General features: G+C 33.6%; 17 protein-coding genes and 2 pseudogenes. 9 read left to right on the top strand and 10 right to left on the bottom strand.

Annotation, left to right across the window (positions count from 1 at the left end; all coding sequences use genetic code 11):
- Positions 1 to 207: 207 nt before the first annotated feature.
- The 6 genes and pseudogenes from zntB to hutW all read right to left on the bottom strand — a co-directional run.
- Positions 208 to 1209: a zinc transporter ZntB gene (gene zntB, locus A9G45_RS01705; RefSeq protein ID WP_176700651.1), complete on the bottom strand. Its 1002-nt coding sequence runs from the start codon at positions 1207 to 1209 to the stop codon at positions 208 to 210.
- An 84-nt stretch (positions 1210 to 1293) separates the two neighbouring features.
- Positions 1294 to 2070: a heme ABC transporter ATP-binding protein gene (locus tag A9G45_RS01700; protein WP_065567122.1), complete on the bottom strand. Its 777-nt coding sequence runs from the start codon at positions 2068 to 2070 to the stop codon at positions 1294 to 1296.
- A gap of 13 nt (positions 2071 to 2083) precedes the next feature.
- Entirely contained in the window at positions 2084 to 3070 is a 987-nt protein-coding gene (locus tag A9G45_RS01695) for a FecCD family ABC transporter permease (protein WP_065567123.1), read from the bottom strand.
- Positions 3071 to 3116: 46 nt separating this feature from the next.
- On the bottom strand, positions 3117 to 3755 hold the full coding sequence (locus A9G45_RS01690; protein ID WP_065567124.1) for an NAD(P)H-binding protein: 639 nt from the start codon (positions 3753 to 3755) through the stop codon (positions 3117 to 3119).
- 18 nt (positions 3756 to 3773) lie between these two features.
- A complete protein-coding gene (gene hutX, locus A9G45_RS01685) occupies positions 3774 to 4274 on the bottom strand; it encodes a heme utilization cystosolic carrier protein HutX (RefSeq protein ID WP_065567125.1) in 501 nt (166 codons plus the stop codon).
- Positions 4275 to 4401: 127 nt separating this feature from the next.
- Positions 4402 to 5706: pseudogene (hutW, locus tag A9G45_RS01680) on the bottom strand (heme anaerobic degradation radical SAM methyltransferase ChuW/HutW); the annotation flags it as partial.
- A 278-nt stretch (positions 5707 to 5984) separates the two neighbouring features.
- Here hutW and A9G45_RS01675 point away from each other — a divergent pair.
- From A9G45_RS01675 to A9G45_RS01630, 9 genes are all read left to right on the top strand, one after another.
- The gene (locus A9G45_RS01675) at positions 5985 to 6830 is read left to right on the top strand and encodes a heme/hemin ABC transporter substrate-binding protein (protein ID WP_065567127.1); all 846 of its coding nucleotides are present in this window, start codon (positions 5985 to 5987) and stop codon (positions 6828 to 6830) included.
- Between the two features lie 105 nt (positions 6831 to 6935).
- On the top strand, positions 6936 to 9239 hold the full coding sequence (locus tag A9G45_RS01670) for a TonB-dependent receptor domain-containing protein (protein WP_065567128.1): 2304 nt from the start codon (positions 6936 to 6938) through the stop codon (positions 9237 to 9239).
- A gap of 267 nt (positions 9240 to 9506) precedes the next feature.
- On the top strand, positions 9507 to 10160 hold the full coding sequence (locus tag A9G45_RS01665) for a YjfI family protein (RefSeq protein WP_065567463.1): 654 nt from the start codon (positions 9507 to 9509) through the stop codon (positions 10158 to 10160).
- A gap of 18 nt (positions 10161 to 10178) precedes the next feature.
- A complete protein-coding gene (locus A9G45_RS01660; RefSeq protein ID WP_065567462.1) occupies positions 10179 to 10871 on the top strand; it encodes a PspA/IM30 family protein in 693 nt (230 codons plus the stop codon).
- Positions 10872 to 10965: 94 nt separating this feature from the next.
- Complete coding sequence (locus A9G45_RS01655) at positions 10966 to 11613, top strand: hypothetical protein (protein ID WP_065567461.1); 648 nt, start codon at positions 10966 to 10968, stop codon at positions 11611 to 11613.
- Between the two features lie 97 nt (positions 11614 to 11710).
- Positions 11711 to 13747, top strand: a complete 2037-nt coding sequence (locus tag A9G45_RS01650) for a hypothetical protein (protein WP_442903099.1) — start codon at positions 11711 to 11713, stop codon at positions 13745 to 13747.
- Between the two features lie 115 nt (positions 13748 to 13862).
- Positions 13863 to 18806 (top strand): DNA repair ATPase, encoded by a 4944-nt coding sequence (locus tag A9G45_RS01645; protein ID WP_065567499.1) that lies wholly within the window; start codon positions 13863 to 13865, stop codon positions 18804 to 18806.
- A gap of 475 nt (positions 18807 to 19281) precedes the next feature.
- A complete protein-coding gene (locus tag A9G45_RS01640) occupies positions 19282 to 19536 on the top strand; it encodes a hypothetical protein (RefSeq protein ID WP_065567498.1) in 255 nt (84 codons plus the stop codon).
- Between the two features lie 69 nt (positions 19537 to 19605).
- Positions 19606 to 20687 (top strand): IS3 family transposase gene (locus A9G45_RS01630; protein ID WP_442903098.1). Its coding sequence is split into 2 segments (ribosomal slippage): positions 19606 to 19849 and positions 19849 to 20687, totalling 1083 coding nucleotides; the frame shifts between segments, so codons are not numbered across the junction.
- Between the two features lie 963 nt (positions 20688 to 21650).
- Here the strand turns inward: A9G45_RS01630 and A9G45_RS01625 are convergent.
- The 4 genes and pseudogenes from A9G45_RS01625 to A9G45_RS14260 form a co-directional block, all read right to left on the bottom strand.
- Positions 21651 to 21902, bottom strand: coding sequence for a DUF7336 domain-containing protein (locus A9G45_RS01625; RefSeq protein ID WP_081297775.1), 252 nt, complete (start codon positions 21900 to 21902; stop codon positions 21651 to 21653).
- 26 nt (positions 21903 to 21928) lie between these two features.
- Positions 21929 to 22141 (bottom strand): hypothetical protein, encoded by a 213-nt coding sequence (locus tag A9G45_RS01620; RefSeq protein ID WP_065567495.1) that lies wholly within the window; start codon positions 22139 to 22141, stop codon positions 21929 to 21931.
- Positions 22142 to 22187: 46 nt separating this feature from the next.
- On the bottom strand, positions 22188 to 22820 hold the full coding sequence (locus tag A9G45_RS01615) for a DUF7336 domain-containing protein (protein WP_065572350.1): 633 nt from the start codon (positions 22818 to 22820) through the stop codon (positions 22188 to 22190).
- 628 nt (positions 22821 to 23448) lie between these two features.
- A pseudogene (locus A9G45_RS14260) lies at positions 23449 to 24203 on the bottom strand (hypothetical protein); the annotation flags it as partial.

The raw sequence follows: 24203 nt of genomic DNA, 5'->3' as shown, positions 1-24203 counted from the left end.
GTATAGTCCAACAATGTAGCCACATTCATCAACAGAAAATTATACAACTCCCAGCTTGGTAAAAAAACGCAAACAAAACAAATTAAAATTAACTTTTCGCAATTAGTTTTTTGCTGGTTGTTAAATAAAGGCTTAATAATATCCTTATCACTAACTGTATAAAAGCTCATAACCTTTTATCCATTTTTTGTAAAAATGTGACCACAATTACCACCACTTTTTATATTTAAGCCAAATAGCCGAAGCAATACAAATAACAACAAGCAGTAATATTAACCCAATAAAAGACCATTCTTGTTGGCTAAAAGGAATACCCGCTAAATTGACGCCAAGTAAACTAGTTAAAAATGTAATCGGCGTAAATATAATGGTAAATAGTGACATTAAGTAAATTCGTTTATTGGTTGATTCAGCCAAGAAACTATTAATTTGCTCCATTATTGAAGCTAACCGCAATAAACAGCTATCTATGTCAGATACATAATGGTTTTGCTGATTGGAAATATCGTGTAACCGTTGACGATCGTTATCATCAATCCATGAAATTCTTTCAGTCGAAATTTTTACAAAAATATCACGTTGCGGTGATAACAACCGACGTAAAACGATCAATTGTTTACGTACACGGCCTATTTCTTTATATGAAAATATCCGTTGGTTAAGAACTAAATCTTCTAGCCTGATGATTTTATTATGAGTACTATTAAAAGATAAATTAACTTGATCGCTAATTAAATCAGATATTTGAATTAGCCAATCAGCAACATCCACAGGTCCAATGCCTTTATCTAAATTGTCTTGCAGCTGAGAAATGGCGCCAATTTTTTGATGTCGGGTTGAAATAATCATGTTATCGGTGATATAAAAACGGAAAGTCACAATAGGATCTGGAAGTTCATTTGGAATAAAATTCACCCCTTTTAAAACCACTAAAATCCCCGACTCAAAACGGATTTCTTTAGATATTTGGTTCGATTTTATCAATTCGTTTTTGATCAAATCAGGAACTAAATGGGTGGTATTAATCCAATTAATGGTTTCTTGCTTAGCAAAATCTAAATGAATCCAAAATGGCTGTGTAACTGAAGGAACACTTTGTTCATTAAGTGGCATTGCTTTGCCTTTACCATCTAGCTGGCAACTAAAAGCCGGTTTAGCATCTAAGAGATGTGAAACAGAAATAGAACTGGTACTATTTTGATTAGTCATAACCGACCCCATTTGTTATTTTTTCAAATTATATACTGAATTTAGCTTAAAATGGAGTAACCAATTAGAGTTTATTTATTTTGTTTAACGCATTAAATAAATTTGAGGTACACAAGCATTATCTGGATGAGGATAAATCCCTAATTCTACCTTATACCAACGGTTAATATTTTCTGCGGTTAAAACATCTTTAGGTATACCTTGTTTAACAAGTTTTCCTTGATTAATTAATAAGATCTTATCAGCATATAATGCAGCTAAATTCAGATCATGCAAAACACAGCATACGGCTAATTGTTGTTCGCAAGCCAGTTTCTTTAATAATCTTAAGGTTTGTTGCTGGTGATATAAATCAAGTGCCGAAGTGGGCTCATCTAAAAAGAGCAGTTTTTCAGTTGGCTGTACTTGCCACAACTGCGCTAAAACTCTAGCTAACTGCACGCGCTGTTGTTCTCCACCAGATAAGTTACGATAATCTCGATTTGCTAGTTTTAAACAATCTGTTTGCTGCATAGATTGTTCTATTGCTATATCAAAATCAGTTTTTCCATATGGCGAACGCCCCATAGCGACGACCTCTTTTACTTTAAAAGGAAACGTCAATGGGTTATGTTGTAGCATTACCGTGCGAATTTTAGATAATTGCTTTTCTGACCATTGTGACAACGGTTTATTTAATAAATAACACTCTCCTGATGATGGCGTTTGGTAACCTGTTAACAAACGCAATAGTGTTGATTTTCCTGCACCATTAGGTCCAATAATAATGGTAATTTTGCCCACTTCTATAGTTAAAGAGATATCATTAATTAAAGTGTGATTTGCATAATTAAAAGTTAAATGTTGAGCAGTTAGCATCATTAGATTCCATCTATTATTTATGTCGTAAAATTAACCATAGAAAATAAGGCCCACCAAGTAAACTAGTAAATAGCCCAACTGGAATTTCAGTAGGAGCAACTAACGTTCGGGCAAAAGTATCCGCCAATAATAATAAACAGGCTCCACCCAACGCTGAGGCCGGTAATAACCATCGATGATTAGCTCCCATTTGTAATCGAATCATGTGAGGAACAACTAAACCAACAAAAGCAATTATGCCACTAACTGCAACTGAGGTACCAATTAGTACTGCACAGAGTAATAATAGGTATCGTTTTATTCGTTGTACATTGATGCCCAAATAATGAGCATCTTCATCGCCAAGTTGAAGAAGATTCAGTGCATGCGATAACTTAAAAATACCAAGTAAAGCGGGAAAAATGAGTGATACCGCAACTAAAACCAAATCCCACGAACCTTTACCTAAATTGCCCATTGACCATAATGAGAGCTGACGCAATTGGATCTCATCACCAATATAGCTCAAGCACCCCATTATTGCACCAATAATGGCATTTATGGCCACGCCTAACAAAACCATTTTTGCTAAGTTACATTGTGAATTTAAGCTATAAATATAAATTAACAAACAAATCAGTAAGCTACCTGCAAAAGCAGCAAACATTTTACCGTAAAGCATCATAATAGATGGAAATATTGCAGGAAATAAAATAGATAGTCCCACCATTAAAGCAGCACCACTACTAATGCCCAATAGACCGGAATCGGCTAATGGATTTCTAAACAGCCCTTGCATTACCGCACCAGAACTAGCTAAAGCCATACCAACAACAACAGCTAACATAATGCGAGGCATACGGACATTAAGCCAAATATGCCATAACGGATCGTCAAATTGTAGGTTAATTAAATGGGTAATGGATAAATTTAATGCGCCAGAATTAGCCGAGAATATAATAAGCACCAATAGTAGACCAATTAACCCCCATAATAATGAACGATGACGATTGTTTTGCACCCATTAACCTCTTTTATATCTTGAATGACTCATATTATTTAGCTAATTAATAAGTTATTGTTAAACTAGGGTCAACAACACTATAAGCACAATTACCAAATTCGTGATTAGCGATTTTATCAATAATTATTCTTGCTAAATCAATGCGATAAATAAACCCATGTACTTCTTGTTGATAATAGCATTGGGCATTTTGAGTCATTTCACCATCACGCAAACCTCCAGGCCTTAAAATTAAAAAATTTAATTTACTGGTTTGTAACCAAGTTTCAGCTAACGATTTTTCTCGTACTGCATGACCAAAAGCCTGTTTTGCTCTCGCTGATAAAGTTGCCCATGAGTCACCACACCCTAATGAAGTGACTAAAACCATCTGTTTTATGCCTGTTTGCTCAGCACAATCAATAATAATACGCTGCGCCTGATAATTCCCAGTTTCCCCGCCTAAGGTTGAAACAATTGTCGAATCAGCACCAGCTAAATCACAAAGTTGTTTAACTAGCACGCAATCAGTTGCATCACCGACATAGGTTTCAATGCCTTGTTTGACTAATTGCTTAGCAAAAGTATTATTACGAACTAATGTAATACAACGCCAATCTGGATGGTTTTGTTTAGCTAGTTGTAAAACTTGATAACCAGTTCCTTGTTTAGGGCTGACGCCAAAGATTAATAGTGTTTTCATTGTATTAACATCTTAAAGTTAATTAATCCGATTAGCTAATGCTCTGAATTTGTCTAGCTGTTCTGCTTTAAGTTGATGTTTTTCGTCACGACCAACAAAGATTTTAAACATCGCTTGTCCCATATGATTAAGAAATATCATCGACGCAGTAGACATTTTCATAAATTTACGTTCAATAAAAGCAATGTATTGGCAATGCTCCGCCTTGATATGGCCACTTAAACCTTTTTGGTGTCGTAAATTAAAATATTTGTGGCTATGCGTCCCTAAGGGTAACTCACCAGAAATTTCAGCAATAACATCCCCAGTATGGATTAAAAACAATACTTCTCCCCAAGTTGCTACTTCTTCCCAAATGGTATCAAAATGGCTGCCATCGACAATTTTTGCTCTGGGTAAAGCCTGAATGACTTGTGTCAATGTAACATGATGATCTTGAGCAATCTTTTCTAATACTTCCTCGGGATTGGTTTGCATATATGCAGCTAAATTAGCTAAATGGTTTTGTTTATCTGTCATAATAATATCCTTTAATTACGAAGTGTTAATGTGGATCTTTTGCTTGCTTAATAGCGGAATGAGGCATCATTTGTTGGCTACCAGTCGTTCGTTTTTCTTGCGCCATTTTTTGTTGTAATTCAATATATTCTGGATTATTGAGTTGTAATAATAACTGCTGTAAAGCTTGCAAGATATTGCTCGACCAAAATCGCCCAGATAATGTCAAAAGCAGGCAATAATCTGTATTTTGTAGAAGCCCTACTTTATGCCATTGATTGATTAATGGTTCAAACAATTGATAGTGCTGTGTTAATTGCGTCAAATCAATTCGCCCTTTTTCAATACCTGCTTGTAATTGATATAACCATTCACCTATTAATGGTTTACCTGTTAACATCATAATTGGCTTTTTACCTTGATCTAGTTGGGCGTAATACTGATTTAAATCTCGATGGATCATAAAAGATTGACCACCTAACCTCCCACCAGCACAAGAGCCGAAAGCAAAGAAATTCGAACCTTGTTTAATTAAAAAATTATATAAATTTCGTTCACGGCTGGTTTTAGCCCAATGTGCATTAGTTAAATGAACCCAACCTTGTTTAGCAAAAAATTCAGCACCTTGATGATAAAAACGACACTTATCAGTGACAGACGGTATTTCAATACGTTTATTTTCAACACCTTTAGCAAGTGGTGTTGTAGGCAATAAATTAAGGGAATAAAGATCAATGCCATCTAATGGCAAATTATTAGCAATATCTAAATCTCGTTGCCATGTTTGAGGGGTTTGATCGGGTAAACCAAACATTAAATCACACACTAAAGCAACACTATCTCGTGCAGCTATGCGTTCAAAGTTTTTAATGATTTGTTCTTCAGTTGATGCTCGCCCTAACCTTTGTCTAATTTGAGTATTAAAGGTTTGTACACCTATAGAAAAACGATTAGCACCAGCTTGAATATAGCTATCAACACGTTCATCATCAAAATCAGAAATGCGCCCTTCAATCGTAATTTCACAATCAGGTGCCAAAGGAGCGTGCTTTTTAAAATAACGAATTACTTTGGCTATTTGCCCACTAGCCAAAGCCGAAGGTGTACCTCCACCAAAATAAATAGCATGGATAGGAGCAGATTGCATCGCTTTATTATCTATTTCAAGCGATATTTCTTTTAATAAATAATCGATATAGGTTTCAGTATTAAACTTCCGTAATGGGTTTTGATAAAAACCACAAAACTGACAATGAATATCGCAAAAAGGAATGTGAATATAAATTAAACGTTTTTTACCTCTAAGTGATGTCGCTTGAATAATTTCCCATTGCTGCTCAATTTCTAATGAAGATAATGGCAAACTAGCTTGTAAAGGCATTACTGCCCAGCGATTTTTAAATGGCAACGTCGTATTTTCAGCATAAAAAGTGCTAACATCTAATGTTTTCATACCAACTATTCTTGTACAAATAAAACACACAGATTAAATAATAATTATTATCATTTAGCAACGTTTTTTATTTAAATTTTTATATCCAATTGATATTTAAAATAAATTTTCACATTGATTAATTAAATACTAATTTTTTAATAAATAATAAATTTATTTTAATAATTAATAAGTTAAATTTAAAACAGCTCAAATATTGCTATATTATATTGATAATGGTTATCATTTTCATTATAGTAAGTAACTTCTGTCCAATGCCGAATGATAGGAACTACACAATGAAAAAATTTATAAAGAAATTAAGCGTAATTCTGTTTCTTTTTTCTTTAATCAACCTTATGAATTTAAGTTTTGCAAATGAAAGAATTGTTATTGCTGGCGGCTCTTTAACCGAAATTGTATTTGCGCTGGGGGCTGGTGATCAAGTTGTAGGGGTAGATAAAACGAGTAGTTATCCAAAATCGGTAAAACAACTTCCACAAATTGGTTATTGGAAATTGTTAAATATTGAAGGCATCTTATCGCTAAAACCCTCGTTATTTATTACATTAAGTGATGCCGAGCCTAAAAACGTAATAAGTCAGGTTAATCAAGCTAAAGTCGATGTGCTTTCATTGCAACGTGTTCCTGGAACTATTGATTTACTTTATTTAAATATTACAAAAATTGCGAATAAATTAAATAAACAAAGTGAAGGGCAACAGTTAATCAATAGAATAAAAAACCATCTAATCCAAATCCAAGACAAAATTGCCAATCAACCTAATAAAGCAAAAGTGCTATTTTTGATGAGCATGGGAGGAACAAATTCAGTAGCAGGGAAAAATACTACTGCTGATGCCCTTATAACTATTGCTGGAGGTGAAAACCTTGCTACACATACCAGTTACAAAACGTATACCCCCGAATCGTTAATAGCAATGAACCCTGAAGTTATCGTATTAAATAATCATTCTATCGAACAGTTGGGTGGTATGGAAAAACTAAACACTATTGCAGGAATTACTCAAACAGCAGCTTTCAAAAATCATCGTATTATTACCATAGACGATAGTTACCTGTTTGGTATCGGTCCAAGAGTTGATGAAGCTGTCAAAATACTTTATCAACAATTTTACCCATAATGATTTTCCCCCAAAAATAACATAATGATTACTATAAATTGATACTAAATTAAAGTGAAGCAAGTGCAGTACATTATTTAGATTATTATATTTGAAAGGTTTAAAATGCTTAACGTTACTCATTTAAAAATATCTAGTACACTAGCTTTAGGCTTAACATTAGGAATACCTGCCATTGCAGCAGACAATAACACCAACCAAACGCATGATGATGTAATGACAGTCACAGCGCATGAAACAACTAAAAAACCAGGCACCAATAAAGAAATATCGGAGCAAGACATTAGGCGCAACGGCAGAACCAATTTTGGTACAATAATGCGTTATCAACCACTGATTTCTGCGTCTGGTAATATTTCTGGCTCAGGAAGTGGTAAAAGTAGTTGGGATCGTGGTGGCTTTACTGGCTATAATATCCGCGGCTTAGATGCCAACCGCGTTTCAATCGACATTGATGGTATGCCTTTACCTATAGCCCAAGGTAGGGTCAATTCTGTAGGTCGTGCTGGCTTTGGTTCTTATGGTATTGGCCGTGATTACATTGATACCTATATGTACAATAAAGTCGATATTCAATCAGGCGCAACATCAGTTAGTAATCCCAATAATGCCCTTGGTGGTTCGGTTTCATTTCAAACTAAAACTGCCAGTTACTATTTATATTCAGGAAAAACAAGCTACGTTGGTTTCCAAAATAATTATGATAGTACTGACAAAAGTTATCATCAAGGTTTAACCATAGCTGGAGGTGATGATGGGCTAAATGGTATTTTAGTATTAAGCCGCCGTGATGGCAAACAAACGCGGAATCATGGTGATTCCATCAACAGTTACCCTGAAAACTGGCATTCAAATTCAATCCTATCAGGATTTGGCTGGCAAATAACCGAAGAGCATTTACTCAATACGACCGTTGATTATAACAGCAAAACTAAAAATTCTCATTATGATACATGGGACAAATATGGTAAAAAAATAGAATCATTTGATCACCAAAAAAGCAAAAATAACCGTTTTAACTTAGCAATAAAAGAATTATGGAAACCAACCAATATTAGTTGGATCGACTCATTAACTACCCAATTAAATTATCAACATACCCACGTTTATGATAATACGGATTTACAACACACAACTCGAGGTAAATTTAACACTCAAACGCACTATAATACTAAAGCCTATAACTTTATTACAACATTGTTAAAAAGTTATGAAAATCAAAAAATAAGTGCAGGTTTAAATGCTAATTGGAGTCGAGATGAGTCACCATTTTATACTTCAGCTAAATCACAGTATGGCAGAATTTTCCCCGATGGAGATTACACAAAACCTCAAGCAGATAGCCATAGTTATCAATTAGGGGGATTTCTTGAAGATCGTATAAGTTTTACTGTCAATAACAGCAATAATTTCTATTTAATCCCTGGTGCTAGAGCTATATATCAAAACACCAAACCTCGTAATTTGCAAAACATGACAGTTACTAATATCAATGCTAACCAATTAGGTAAACAATATAATCGTAATAGTGACTTTAAGGTATTGCCATCTATAGCATTTATGTATGATATTAATCCTGATTTAATAACTTACCTCCAATATAAACGTGGCGCACAAATGCCTAATCAAAATCAATTATATGGATCTTATTTAGCTCATAGCCAAATGTATGTACTGGTTGGCGATTCCAACCTGAAAACCGAAACTAGTGACAACTTTGAATTAGGCTTAAAAGGACAACCAACATCAGGAGTGACATTATCAACTGCCGCTTTTTATAATAAATATAAAAACTTCATTGCCTATTCTCGTTATAAAAAGAATTTTGTCGGAGTTGGTAATCGTATTGTTTATCAATCAGAAAATAGAGATAAAGCCTATATTTATGGCGCAGAACTAAGCAGCGAATTTAATATCGGCACATGGATTGAATCAGCCAATGGGCTAAGTGCCAGATTGGCAATTGGCTACAATCAAGGTAAATCAAAATCAAGCTATTTAGGCGATAAATATATTGAAATGGATAGCATTGCTCCACTAAAGAGCACCATTGGTTTAGCATGGGACAATCCAAATCAAGACTATGGTTTAGCATTAATTGCCACCTTCCAAAAAGGCAAAAAAGCTGAAAATACAGCTCGTGAAACCTACAATAATAACGGCAAACCAATCAAAGCCGCTACAGATGATTATTTTAGAGTTGCAGGACACGGTATTGTGGATCTGACTGGTTATGTCAATATCACTAAGAATGTAAAATTAAGCGGTGGCATCTATAATCTTACCGACCAAAAATATTGGGATTATCTAAGTAACAATAAATTATACAAAACATCAAACTATAAATATCTAGCAATGTTCACCGCACCCGGTAGGACATTCCAGTTAGGTATGGATATTGATTTTTAACTAACAATATAAATAATGAAAATATCCTTTTTTAAAGAGAGGATATTTTCATCTAATATGTACATTTGGCGCATCTAACTTTTACTAATTAACAAATATCTCACGCAGGTAAACTTCCTCAATATAGCTAAATTTAATAATAAAAATATAATTGTTAAGTTATAGAAAATAAATATCACATGTAATTATTACATGTGATATTTACATGTAATATTTTTATGTTAATATAAACCCTATTGATAATTAAAATAAACATAAAATCAACATATGAAAAAAACAAAAGAGACCAAAAGCTCTGCATTTTACCAACAACAATATAGAAAACGCTTGCGTGAGCAAGGTCTAATAAAAAAAGAAGTTTGGATTTTACCTGAAAATGCAACTCAATTACTCGAAATTGAAAAACAGTTTCGTCTACCTATAGACAATAGTACATGCTTTAACAATATACAGGAAAACAATAAAATGAAAAAAAATGAAGTTTGGTCAATTACAGATCTTTATCAAGCTTTGCGTGACTCAGAATTATCTAAGCAAGGTTTTGCCAGTATTGAAGTCATCGATGGCGTTGATGCTTGTTTGCATATAACCATGCATGAGTATGGTGATCTACCTCTATTTTTAAGTGCTTCTAATCAACAAATTATTATTGAGGCTCTACTTTGGCCTGTTGATATTGTCAAACACACAAATCAATTTAATGAAGAAATATTATGTACTAGAAAACTATTCCCACTATCAACTATTGCAATTGAAAAAACAGGAGATGGGGCATTAAATTATATTATGTACGGAGCTTTAAGTGCGTCTTCATTATTAAGCGACATCATTTATGAATTAGAAACTTTATCAGATAATGTCATTAAAGCTACCGAAGCTTATGAACATTATATTAACATTAACAATATTGAATCAAAATAGTTAACAAGGAGATTAACAATGGCTATCTTCAAAAAGCTTATTACAGCGCTTCGTGGTAGTGTTAATGAAGCCGGCGAAGCGATTATTGATGCGCAAGCTCTACGTATATTAGACCAAGAAATTCGCGATGCTGACGTTGAATTAAAACAAGCTAAAGAATCGTTAGCAAGCATACTTGCGCAACAAAAATTAGCCGATAAAGAAGTTGAAAAAATTCAAGCAGAAATAACTGAGTATGAAAATTACGCCATCAAAGCATTAGAAAGCAATAATGAAAAATTGGCCTTAGAAGTCGCTGAAAAACTTTCGGTTCTTGAAAAGAAGTACACAGTTAATAAAGAGCAAGCAACTTATTTTGCCGATAACGTAAAAAATCTACGACAAACAATATTACAAACAGAAATTAATATCCGTAATCTTAAACAACAAGTAGATATTGTAAAAGCAACAGAAAGTGTGCAAAAGGCACAATCTGCTATTGCTCAACGTTATGGAAATTCAACAACAAAACTACAAACAGCCTTAGACTCTCTTGAGCGAATAAAAAAACGACAAGAAAAAACATCTGCCACTATTGAAGCAAAAAAAGAATTATTGGGATCTGAAACTCAAGATTCGCTTGATCGTAAACTTGAAGAGGCAGGAATAAAATCGAGCAATCAAAGTGCCGAAGCAATCTTAACTAGATTAAAAGAAAAACAAATTAATTAAGTTTTTTAAGTTTTACTTTTTTTAGTTACAATAACCGTTAAAAATATAATAATTAGAAAATTGTAATAACTATTTAAAATATAAAGGAAATATAATGGAGCTTTTTTGGGGGATATTTTTTTCTTTTCCCGTTGTTATTTTTAGCGCCTTATTAACACTTTGCGTTATGTATTGGTTAACTGCCGCAATTGGCATTTTAAGTGTTGATTGTTTAGATATAGCGATTAACGTAGAGGATACAGCTACCGATATACCATCATCTGGATTTGGTGGCTTATTATTGAAATTTGGTTTTAATGAAGTACCGCTCACATTAGTTATTACCTTAATTTCATTATTCGGATGGGCAATTAGCTATTTTAGTTTCCGATTCTTTATATTACCGCTATATAATGATATTTTGCTTTATTTTATTATAGGAGCAGTTTTTTTTGTAATTTCACTAATCACCGCTATTTACCTCACTGCATTTGTCATAAAACCTATTCGCCCTATTTTCACAAAACTAAATTTAACTCATGATCATAAATCATTATTAGGACAAATTGTTCTAATACGATCCAGTATTGTCAATAACATTAAAGGAGAAGCTATTTATGAAGATGGTGGAGCGGGATTAATTTTACAAGTTAGAAGTGACGAAGCTTATCAATTTAAGCGTGGAGATAAAGCAGTACTACTACGATATGATATGGCCAATAATTTCTATGAAATCATTAGCATTGAAGAATTTAACGGATAGTCAGAGTTCAATTTTTGGAGAAAAATAAATTATGCATATAAATACTGATACAATAATATTTTTTTTTATAACAATAGGAATTATCTTTTTAGTTATAATGGGGTTTTTCTTATTATTTAAAGCTTTTTATATTAAAGTTCCTCAGGGTACAGCACTTATCGTTAATGATATGACCTCAAAACCCAAAGTACACTTTACAGGGGCCCTAGTTTACCCTGTTATCTATAAAAAAGAATTTATGAAAATTTCATTGATTACTTTTGATGTAGAGCGGCGGGGTAAAGATGGTTTAATTTGTAAAGATAATTTACGCGCAGATATCTGTGTTGCTTTTTATTTACGCGTTAACGAAACGACTGAAGATGTGTTAAAAGTAGCTAAATCTATTGGTGTAGATAGAGCTTCAGATCAAAAAGCAGTAAGTTCACTCTTTAGTGCAAAATTTTCAGAAGCACTAAAAACCGTCGGGAAACAATTCGAGTTATCAAAACTGTTTGAAGATCGCATGAACTTTCGTGAACGCATTATTGATGTTATCGGAAAAGATCTAAATGGTTATGCTTTAGAAGATGTTGCTATCGATTATTTAGAACAAACGCCAATAAAATCTCTTGATCCTGATAATATTTTTGATGCTGAAGGGATTAATAAAATTACATCCATTACAGCTGTTCATAAAGATGAAACCAACAAACGAGAAAGAGATCTTGAACTCGCATTAAAAAAGAAAGATACCGAAACAATTGAAGCAAAACTTGAACTTGAACGACAACAAGCAGATGCTGAAGCAAGACAAAAAAGAGAAATCGAAACAATTCGAGCACGTGAAGCAGCTGAAACGTTAAAAGTACAAGAAGAAGAGCGTTTGAAAGCAGAACAAGCTAGAATTCAATCACAACAAGAAATTGAAGTACGAGAAGAAAATCGTTTACGTGAAGTCGAAGTTGCACAACAAAACCGCTTAAGAGCTATTGCAATAGAAGAAGAGCGAGTTGAAAGAGCTCGTTCACTTGAAATTGTTGCTCGTGAACGAGAGGTTGAATTGCAACGCATTGAAAAAGATAAAGTGCTTGAAGAAGAAAAAAAACTTATTGCCAATGTAATAAGAGAACGCGTTGCTGTTGAAAAAACAGTGGCAGTCGAAGAAGAAAACATTAAAGAAGTACGTGAAGTTTCAAAAGCAGATCGTGAAAAACAAACAACAATTATTGAAGCAGAAGCAAGAGCTGAACAAGAGTTAGTTAAGCAAGTTAAGCAAGCAGAAGCTGACGAACAATCATCAAAACACCGCGCTATTGAAATTAGCACAATGGCACAAGCTGAACTTGAAGCAGCAGCTAAACAAGCAGAAGCCAAAAAACAATTGGCACAAGGTATTGAAGCTGAAGAAGCGGCAATCGGTCTTGCAGAAGCAAAAGTACGTAAAGCACGCGCAGAAGCTGAAGAAAAAGAAGGATTAGTCAAAGCAAATATCACAGCAGAAACTTTATTAGCAGAAGCAAAAGGTAACCAAGAAAAAGGATTATCAGAAGCTAAAGTTATTGAAGCTAAAGCTATTGCAATCGAGAAACAAGGCTTAACAGAAGCTAAAGTACTTGAAGAAAAACTTTCAGCACAAGCTCGTGGTGATGAACGAATCGGTTTAGCCAAAGCATCGTCAACAAAAGAGCAAGGCCTTGCTGAAGCACTAGTAATACGTGAACGTTTAACAGCCGAAGCTAGTGGTTTAGTTGAGAAATTCCAAGCTATGGGCACAATGAGCGAACAATCTCAACACCATGAGGAGTTCCGTTTGGCACTTGAAAAAGGATTTGAACAAGCTATGGCTGCTATTGCTGCCAATAAAGAAATTGCAAGAGAGCAAGCAGATGTTCTTGCAGCAGCATTTAGTAAAGCCAATATCGAAATTGTGGGCGGCAACGATAACTTCTTTAACAGCTTCTCTAAAGCAATTAGTGTAGGTAAAGCTATTGAAGGAACAGTTAATCAAAGCCCTGTTCTTCAATCGGCGTTGCAATCAGTGTTATCACGCTTATCAGGCGATAAGCATGTTGATCTAAAAGAAACATTGCAAAATACTGATTTAAAAGCACTAGCAAAACAATTTCTATCTACAGAAAATGACAATAAATAATGAACATGTTCTTCGATAGTTATTAATTTGGCTTATCGCTATCATCTGTTTTCGGTAGATAATACGTTTCTACCGAAAACAATAAGCTTTTCTGTATAATCATAATGAGTTAAAAATGTCAGAAATACAACAAGATATTGAAAAACAAACAACATTAGATAAAGCAGTTGCCGAAGGCGGTGCTTATGAAATTCTTCGTAAACGTCTAACATCATTAGGGCAAGAGCTTAACCAAAAAACAGAAACATTAAATCAACAACGGCTTTCTGAATTCGGTAAAAGCGATATGTCAATTACCGCGCGAATTCGTATAAGAACTGAAAATAATTGTATAGCAAGAGATATTGTTCGTTTTGGTGATTGGTTATTATTTGGCTATAACGTTTTTTTAGGATTAAAAAAAGAAACCAAAATTGAAGATGTCTTTTCTCTTTATCAGCTTATCGAACGTGATGGTAATTACGAAGCAGATCCTGTTGATCTTTCTGGTACCTTCTTAAACATTGATCGATTTGTTCAAGATTTTAATGAACTTTATACTTATTATAAAAATGCTCAGTTATTACAACTTGTTGAACGAGATGGTAAGTTACTAGCTAGCTTCCAAATTGGTGAACGGGTAAGTGATATTCGCGTTTTTCGGTGGTCTATATCAACCGATAAAAAAAATATTAATTATATAGATAACCGTGGTGAACGAGATATAGCCCTTCCACCTGCTTATGATTTTGAATGGCAAGAGACCACGCGTGAAAATATTATTAATGGACGATTTCCACATGTTAATGTGTTAGATACTGTTTTTGTTGAAACAATTGGTGGTGATTTAACAATAAAATGTGAAAATAACACTAACGATGGGCTTGGAATTTACCGCGAAGATGTCATCGATAAAAATCAATCCATTAATGACGCTAAAATAGAATATGCTAAAGTAGGATCATTGATTCTACTAAAAGTATTACCTTATCGCGAAGATAATTGGCGGTACTTAGTCTATAATACGCTAACACAACAAGTCCAACGAATTGATTTTATTGGTCAAGCTTGTATCCAACTCCCAGAAGATCATGGAATTATTTTCCCTGGTGGTTACTATTTACAAAATGGCGAATACAAAACATTTGATCAATCAATGTCAGGAATGCGTTTTAGACGTATCAGACGTTCACCTAATGGCGAAGATGTTTTATATATATTTTATGATCCAACATCTGGTCGATTAGCATTATTTAACTATAATATGATTGAACGTAAACTCAATAGCCCTATTTTAGGTCATGGTTATGCTGTTTTTGAAGATGGTAGAATGGTTGTGTTCGAGGGAGAAAGTAACGAACCAACTCGGGTCCATCCAATGCAAATATGGCAAACACCATTTTATAGTGATGAATTTGCTGCAAAACAACCAACAAATAATAGCTTTTTAGGTAGAATTGGCAATGCTGAACTAGTTCGAGGCATCTCAGATCTTTATTTTATTGCTCGTGAAATTGACAACCAATCAGTATCATCCCAACTATACAGCAAATTAAGTGAAGACACTAAAAAACTCTTTGATACCTACTTTTGGCTAAATGACGAGAAAAATTTACCTTTTACACCAATTCTTCGTAATATTTCGCAAACAAGCGAATTAGTACTTGATGAATATGAAAAAGTTGAAAGTATACGCCGCCAATCAAATAGCGCTATGCGCGAAGCGATTTCAAATCAACAAGATCTATTAGCAAAATTATATCCTGATAGTTGGAAAGAAACTCAAGAATATGTCGATGCCCTGAATGCAATCAAAATGCAATTGGGTAGTCTTGTCACTTTAAGAACTTACCGTTATATCGATTTAGATCAAATCGATATAATGGAAGATGAACTTAAAAAACGCCAATCTATCGTTTATTTAGCCACAGCAGAATTTCTAGGTAGTGAACAAGCCTTAGAGCCATTCATATCAAAAATTGATGACATAGAAAATGACATTGCGAAAGCAGATTCTGTCGCAAAACTCAATAAGCCAGCAAAAATGGCTGATGATATGTCTAATGATTTAGATATGCTATCGCAATTAATGGCATCATTAAAGTTTGATGATGTCACATTGCAAACAAAAATCATTGAATCAATTGCAGAAGTTTATTCAAAACTTAATCAAACCAAAGCAAGAATAAACCAAAACCGAAAAAATTTTTCGAGCACTGAAATGGTCGCCCAATTTGGCGCTCAATTCAAACTATTTAGTCAAAGTATAGCCAATGCACTAGGGCTTGCTACGACACCTGAAAAATGTGAAGATGAGCTTTCTAGGCTGTTAGTTCAATTAGAAGAACTGGAAAATCAATTTAGCGAAAGTGAAGAGTTTTTAAATGATATCTTAGCAAAGCGTGAAGAAATATTAGAATCGTTTGAAACACATAAGCAAGCTCTTCTAGAAGACAGAGCTAGACGCAGTGAAGCACTACAAACCGCAGCGCAACGAATTTTAGATAGCATACCAAGAAGAACCGCAAAGTTTTCAGACCAAACAGAACTCAATGCTTTTTTTGTTGCTGATCCTTTAGCCCAAAAAATTCGTGAAATCGTCGAAAAACTAAGAGCACTATTTGATAATGTTAAAGCAGACGATATTGAATCCCGATTCAAAAGCGCACAAGATCAAGCAATCCGCGCTTTACGTGATAAATCAGAAATTTTTGAATCAGGCGGTAATGTCATAAAACTTGGGCCAAGACATAAGTTTAGTGTCAATACACAGGAACTTGATCTAACAGTCGTACCTAAAGCAGACCATCTATATTTACAATTAACGGGTACCGATTATCAAGAAAAAATAGAACATCCTAAACTAGAAAGCTACAAACCATTTTGGACAATTTCATTAGAATCAGAATCACCTACAGTCTATCGTGCAGAATATCTTGCTTATTCAATTATTAATTCTGCATTAAAAAAAGATGATGAATTAACTTATGAAAAACTCACTACGCAATTAAATCAACCTGAACTATTGAGTAAAACTGTTCGTGATTATGCAGCAATACGATATCGAGAAGGCTATGAAAAAGGCATTCACGATCATGATGCAGTAAAAATATTATTAAAAATTATTCCACTAGGTGAGATTGCAGGCTTACTACGTTATAATCCTTTAGCACGCAGTTTAGCTATGCTTTATTGGCATTATAATCAAAAAAATGACATCGCTAAGTTATGGCCTGAACGCGCTAAAACCTGTATGGATATTTACTCACTATTTGGACATGAAGAAGGTTTAAAAAATCTTCGTACAGAAATATTTGAAGAACTCAGTTTATTTCTACAAAAATATCCAATACAACATGATAATTATCATGTTAAACAGGCATCCGAATATTTAAGCTACATATTAGCCGAAACACCGCAACAATTTACATTAAGTAAATATAGCCAAATATTGTTTGAAGGATTAAAAACGCAATTAGAGCAATCTCACATGTGGGTGGACTTTAATCAATCACAAATAAACCTGATGACACGATTAGCAGATCGTTGGAATCTAATCGAAAGTTGGTTTAAAGGTCTATGCACCCTACCCCAGTATCAAAAATTTGTAGCTTATATTGCTGAAGCAACGATGCTATGTATATTAGATAAAGAAAACGGTATAACCTCAACAGTTAGCGAAGTTGACCTTGATATTACCGTTAATGATCTATTAGGCGAACATCCAAGCATTAAGCAAGGGCAATTAAATATAAATCTAGATGACTTCTTTAGTCGTATGCGTAAACAATCGCGTGTAGTAATTCCAGAATTTAAGCATTACCAAATGCTTCGCCAAGAAGTTTTAGAAGAACAACGTCATTTTTTACATCTTGAGGAATTTAAAGCAAAACCATTAAGTTCATTTGTACGTAATAAACTCATTAATCAAGTTTACCTACCAATTATTGGTGATAACCTAGCAAAACAAATGGGAACTGTAGGAGAAAGCCGTCGTACCGATTTAATGGGATTATTATTACTCATATCCCCTCCAGGTTATGGTAAAACAACCTTAATGGAATATATTGCCAACCGACTTGGTTTAATTTTTATGAAAATTAATGGACCTGCGTTAGGGCATAGTGTGTTATCTTTTGATCCTGAGCAAGCACCAAATGCAACCGCCCGTCAAGAACTTGAAAAGCTTAACTTAGCACTTGAAATGGGTAACAACGTTATGCTTTATCTTGATGATATCCAACACACCAACCCTGAGTTTTTACAAAAATTTATTTCACTATGTGATGGCTCTAGGCGTATTGAAGGGGTTTGGAAAGGAAAAACCAAAACGTATGATCTTCGTGGCAAAAAATTCTGCGTAATTATGGCTGGTAACCCCTATACCGAATCTGGCGAAGTTTTTAAAATTCCTGACATGTTGGCTAACCGTGCAGATATTTATAATTTAGGGGAAGTGCTTGGCGGAATGGATGAAGTATTTGCATCAAGCTATATTGAAAACAGCTTAACCTCAAATCCTATCCTTTCTCCTCTTGCCTTACGTGACCTTAATGATCTTTATCTATTAATCGATCACGCGCAAGGAAAGCCTCTTAACACTAACGAGCTTAGTTATGCTTATAGCCAAGCCGAAATTAATGAAATTGTTGCCGTACTTCGTCATCTATTAAAAGTTCGTGAAGTAGTATTTAAAGTTAATCAACAATACATTATTAGTGCGGCACAATCTGATAAATATCGAACCGAACCTCCATTTAAGTTGCAAGGTAGTTACCGTAATATGAATAAACTTGCGGAAAAAATATCCTCAGTGATGAATGATGAAGAGCTTAATCAGATTATTGAAGATCACTACCTTGGAGAAGCACAATTGCTTACTAATGGAGCAGAAGAAAATTTATTAAAATTGGCAGAAATCCGTAATGTACTTACCGAAGAACAGACAAAACGCTGGCAGCAAATTAAAACCGACTTTGTGCGCAATAAAGCACTTGGTGGCGATGAAGCTAATACAGGAGCTCAAATTGTTACACAACTTGCTGATCTAGTACAAAGCGTTCAAGCATTAAAGTTATAAAATAAAAAGCTTAAAAATAAGCATACCAATAGATCGATCTTTGGTATGCTTATCTGTATAAGCAACACCTTGCCAAGCAACCAAATAAACCTAAAATCACGAAAAAAACACTCCAGCTATAGCATTCGTGGCAACAAAACTAAGAGTTAGTGACGAAATTCCATTGACGATAAAATAAAATTTTAATAGACCTATTCGATTTTAATGTTTATCATGATCATATTCTTAAAATCCCGTCCATAATTTGTATAAAAATTAGTATTCACGAGATTAGTACGAGATTAATTTATAGCACATCATGCATATACCCCCTCCGAATGTAAGTACAATCATTTCCAATTGAGGAACAGTAAGAAATACCGCTGACGATACCATCTCCAATACATTCCCATTTTTAAAAGGGTTATCTGAATTGTTGTTTTGCTGATTATTTTTAAATGTTACATTTTTATTTTTGTTTGTAGGAATACAAAAAATGACAAGAGACCATCATTTTAAGAAAAAATATAATCTAGCTTATTATGCCATTCAATATAATTGTGAATTGTTAATTCGTGAAACTCAAACAATAATAAATAACGAAGGTTCCGCGTTTGATCGATTAACGCAGCTTCTTACCAAGAAACGCGATATTAAGCGTGGTTGTTTAGTAGGACAATTAGCTCATGATAAACAAATAATGAATCAACCAGAGCTAGCATCAAAAGTAACCTACACTTTCAAATTGTAACTATCCCCTAAAATAGTACAGCAAAAAAGTAGAAAATTCTCTGTGATAAAAGTAAAAGAGGATTTAATGATGAAAAAAATGACTGAACATCAAATCGTCGCTATTTTAAAAGAAGCAGAGGCAGGTGTACCCGTTAAAGAGTTGTGCCGTACATATGGCATGGGTAATTCAACTTTCTATAAATGGCGGGAAAAATACGGTGGTATGGAAACGTCGGATATTAAACGCTTAAAGGAGCTGGAGGCTGAAAACCGCAAGCTTAAGCAGATGTTTGCCGAACTGAGCTTAAAATCCCAGCTTCAGGAAGAAATCATAAAAAAGCTTTAGTGCCCACAAAGGCACGTAAAACGTGGGCACAGCAACTACAACAAAATCATTTAGTTACTATTGCTATGAGCTGTGCCATTGTTGGCTTAAGCCGCTGTGCTTACTATTATCAAGCTAAGTTACAGGATGATTCGGTGATTGTTTCGGTGTTGAATGCTATCACAGACCGGCATTTACGTTGGGGCTTTCCTAAGTGTTTTAATCGAATCAGAAAACTGGGATATCGTTGGAATCATAAACGTGTTTATCGGGTGTATTGTGAGTTAAAACTGAATCTTAAAACAAAACGAAAACAACGAATTCCACCTCGGGAGCCAGAAAAGTTATTGCCTCCCAATAAACAAGGTGAATGTTGGTCAATGGATTTTATGAGTGACAGTAGTCGTAATCAACGTCGCTTTAGGACATTCAATGTCATCGATGACTTTAATCGTGAGGCGTTAGGTATTGATATTGCAGTAAGCTTACCTGCAGGAAGGATTACCCGTTACTTAGATAAACTGGCCGAATATCATGGATATCCATTAAAAATACGGGTCGATAATGGGCCAGAATTTACAGGAAAAACCTTTACCAACTGGGCTAAATCACATGATATAACCATTGATTATATCCAGCCCGGTAGCCCTTATCAAAATGGCTATATTGAACGATTTAACCGTACCTATCGCACTGAGGTACTTGATTTATATCTATTTAATAATCTAGAACAAGCAAGAAAGGTAACCGAAGAATGGCTAACCATTTATAACACCGAAAGACCGCATGAGGCATTAAATAACATGACACCGATTGAGTATAAAACACTAAAACAAGCAGCGTGATTTTCTACGTGAGTTGTGTACTAAGTTTGGGGTATTTACAAAATGGATACAGAATGAAATTGAACAACTATTAACAATAGGTATTAGAGAGGGTAGTATTTCTAATATATTTTCTCCATTTGAAGGGAGAATTCTTATAATGTCCTTATTGCAAGGTTAGTATGTTGTATCAAAGGGATTGCAAGTTCAAAATTACTTCGACTTGAGTATTAATCAATTTTAAAAAACACTTTCTCCAAGTGAAAAATTCATTTGGAAAACTTGAATTAAATATTAGCGCAAGCAAGGAAAATAACCGAAGAAGGGTTAACGATTTATAACACCGAAATACCTCATAGGTATTAAATAACATGACACCAATTGAATATAAAACATTAAAACAGTTAACTTAATTTTCTACGTGAGTTTGTATTAAGTTTGGAGGTATACATATATAGCCTATACTTAATTTTAATTATTTATTTCTTTTTGGAACAAATTTAAATGCTAATTTTAGGAAATTGACGACGATATAAAGCATTTTTCAGTGTGTTACAAACTAAATATCTATCAATATGTGAACTGGTTTGCTATCCAATCACTTTTCGACCAAATAAATCATTACTTAGAGGTATCACCAGCTATTTAATGTATTGGGCTGTAAACCATGAAATAAGCTTGTAACAAAAGGGTTAATGTTATTATCCCTATCATTTTACAACAATAAAAATCAAATAAAATCAATAGCTTTTCTGACTGTTTTTTATCATGCTCGGCTAATCTTTCTTTCTAATATATCATAGCCCTTTACTCTGATATCATTTACTAAGCTTAATGTGCTTAAACGGGTTTTATGTTGCCATTTTTCTTAGGCTTTTTTCATTCATTTTGTATCTACCTATTTATTCGCTTAGTTCAAAAATAGGCAAATACATAAATTTATTTACAACGCCATCAATGAACTGTAAAAGTTATTCATTAAATCTACTCAGGTAAATCAACAAAGCCATCCATCCAACCATCACGATTAACAACATCTTCAATAATCTGAAAATCATCGGGAAAATCAATAAATCCTGGTTTATTTTTGTGTCTTTCTATAGCCAATTCAGCTTGCTTATAACTACTATAAATGCCGACTATTTTTACGTCCTCATCATCGGTATCTTCATAAAGAATATGATATAAAAAATAAACTTTTTGCCTCTCCTTACTCCTATATTTTATTTGGTTCACAAATTTATTTATAAGTTCAATACAACCTAGTCATTAAACCCATCTGCCCAATAATTTTTATCAATAACATATTCATCAATATAAAAGCCATTCGGGTAATCAATAAAACCTGGTTGGTCTTTAACTCTATTTTTTGCTTCTTCAGCTAATTTATAGCTGGTATAAGTGCCAATGTTTTTATCATCTTCATCAGCATTACCTTCATCGCTAATATGATGTAAAAGATAGACTTTTTGCATATATTCTCCTGTAATTTATAAAAGCATTTTTAATGCTTGGCATATTTTATTTAACAAAACCATACACCCAACTATCTTGATTCAGAAAACTTCTACTAATCTGAAAATCATCAGGAAAATCAATAAATCCAGGTTTATTTTTAAGCTGTTCTATAACTAATTTAGCTTGTTTATAACTACTGTAAATACCAATTAATTTAACATCTTCATCATCCGTATCTTCATAAAGAATATGATATAAAAAATAAACTTTTTGCCTCTCCTTAAACCCATTAGCCCAATAATCTTTATCAATAACATATTCATTAATATAAAAATCATCTGGGTAATCAATAAAACCAGGCCGGTCTTTAACTCTATTTTCTGCTTCTTTAGCTAATTTATAACTACTGTAAGTGCCAATTATCTTTTCATTTTCATCAGCAATAGTGATATCTCGAATATGATATAAAACATAGACTTTTTGCATAGCCTTAAACCCATCAGCCCAATAATCTTTATCAATAACATATTCACTAATATAAAAGCTATCCGGGTAATCAATAAAACCAGGCAGGTCTTTAACTCTATTTTTTGCTTCTTTAGCTAATTTATAACTACTGTAAGTGCCAATTCTCTTTTTATTTTCAGCAGCAATAGTGATATCTCGAATATGATATAAAACATAGACTTTTTGCATATATTCTCCTGTAATTTATAAAAGCATTTTTAGTGCTTAGTATATTTTATTTAACAAAACCTTCACACCAACCATCACGATTTAAAACACTAGCAAAAATCTGAAAATCATCAGGATAATCAATAAATCCTGGTTTATTTTTGACTCTTTCTAGAGCGAATTTAGCTTGTTTATAACTACTATAAATGCCGACCAGATAGGCTATACTAATTAGTCCCAGTTTTATAAGGTCATTGTTATGATAAACTAAAAATAAAAGAAGGTAACAACAATGGCAATTGATTCAGCGCAAAGAGAAAAACGCCGTTTTACTTACCAATAAAAAACAAATGGTGATTCTATATCAACATGCTAAAAAATAAACAAATATTATTACTGAGTATGACATCACTAAATCCGCATTAGATAAGTGGGTAAAGCAATATCAAACCACTGCCTATTGTTTAAACTCTGCGCTAAATTTTTTGACACATAATATGTTCTCCTATGATTTGTACTATTTTAGGGGGATATTTAAACCTACTTCACTACCATTTTTCTTAGGCTTTTTCATTCATTTTGTATCTACCTATTTTTTACTCATTCGCTTAGTTCAAAAATAGGCAAATACATAAATTTATTTACAGCGTCATTTTTCTCGTTGCTTAGCAAGGTCAATAAGTTTGTCTAGGCTAATTAAAGAATTCATTACATTATTTTGACAAACACTTTCATCATTTTGATAGATATCTTCATCATCTTGATATGTATCTTCTCTTGTAATCCATATTAGCCAAGCTTTAACTGCTAAATATTCTTCAATGGTTAATGTTGCCCAGCGTTTAAATAGATATCTGTCAGACAGTATTTTTTCAAAATCCATAATCCAAAATACAACTATATTTATAAAACCTTTAATCCTTGCTTTTTTATCCCCTATCGCTCTTGCTTTAGCTAAAGCCTCAGCTCTGGCCATAGCTCTTGCTTTAGCTCTTACTTTAGCTCTGGTTCTACCTAAAGCTATATCTATAGCTTTAGCTTTAGCCTCAGCTTCAGCCTCAGCTCTAACTATAGCTTCATCTTCAGCTATAGCTATATCCATAGCTTTCGCTGAAGTAATAAGTAACCCAGGTAAATAATAAGCATAGGCTGATGGAGTAAATACATATAAAGCATCATCATAGTTTACGTATATATCAAGAGTGATATCTTGCCAATTCTTACCCAAAAATTGTTTTAGCGCTATTTCATCATCAGGCATTATTATTGTTGCAGTTTCAAAACTTAATTCCCACATATCTTTCGGACGCTCTCGCCAAGAAAATGCCTCCGTTATTTTATTGAATAATATTTTTTCATATATAACTTCATATTTTTCCTGTTCAGGTGCTATTACCTTTTTCA

The organism is Gilliamella sp. HK2, assembly GCF_001690265.1.
GTDB lineage: Bacteria > Pseudomonadota > Gammaproteobacteria > Enterobacterales > Orbaceae > Gilliamella > Gilliamella apicola_C.
The sequence above is the reverse complement of the archived record's forward strand: the minus strand, read 5'-3'. Positions and strand labels throughout refer to the sequence as shown.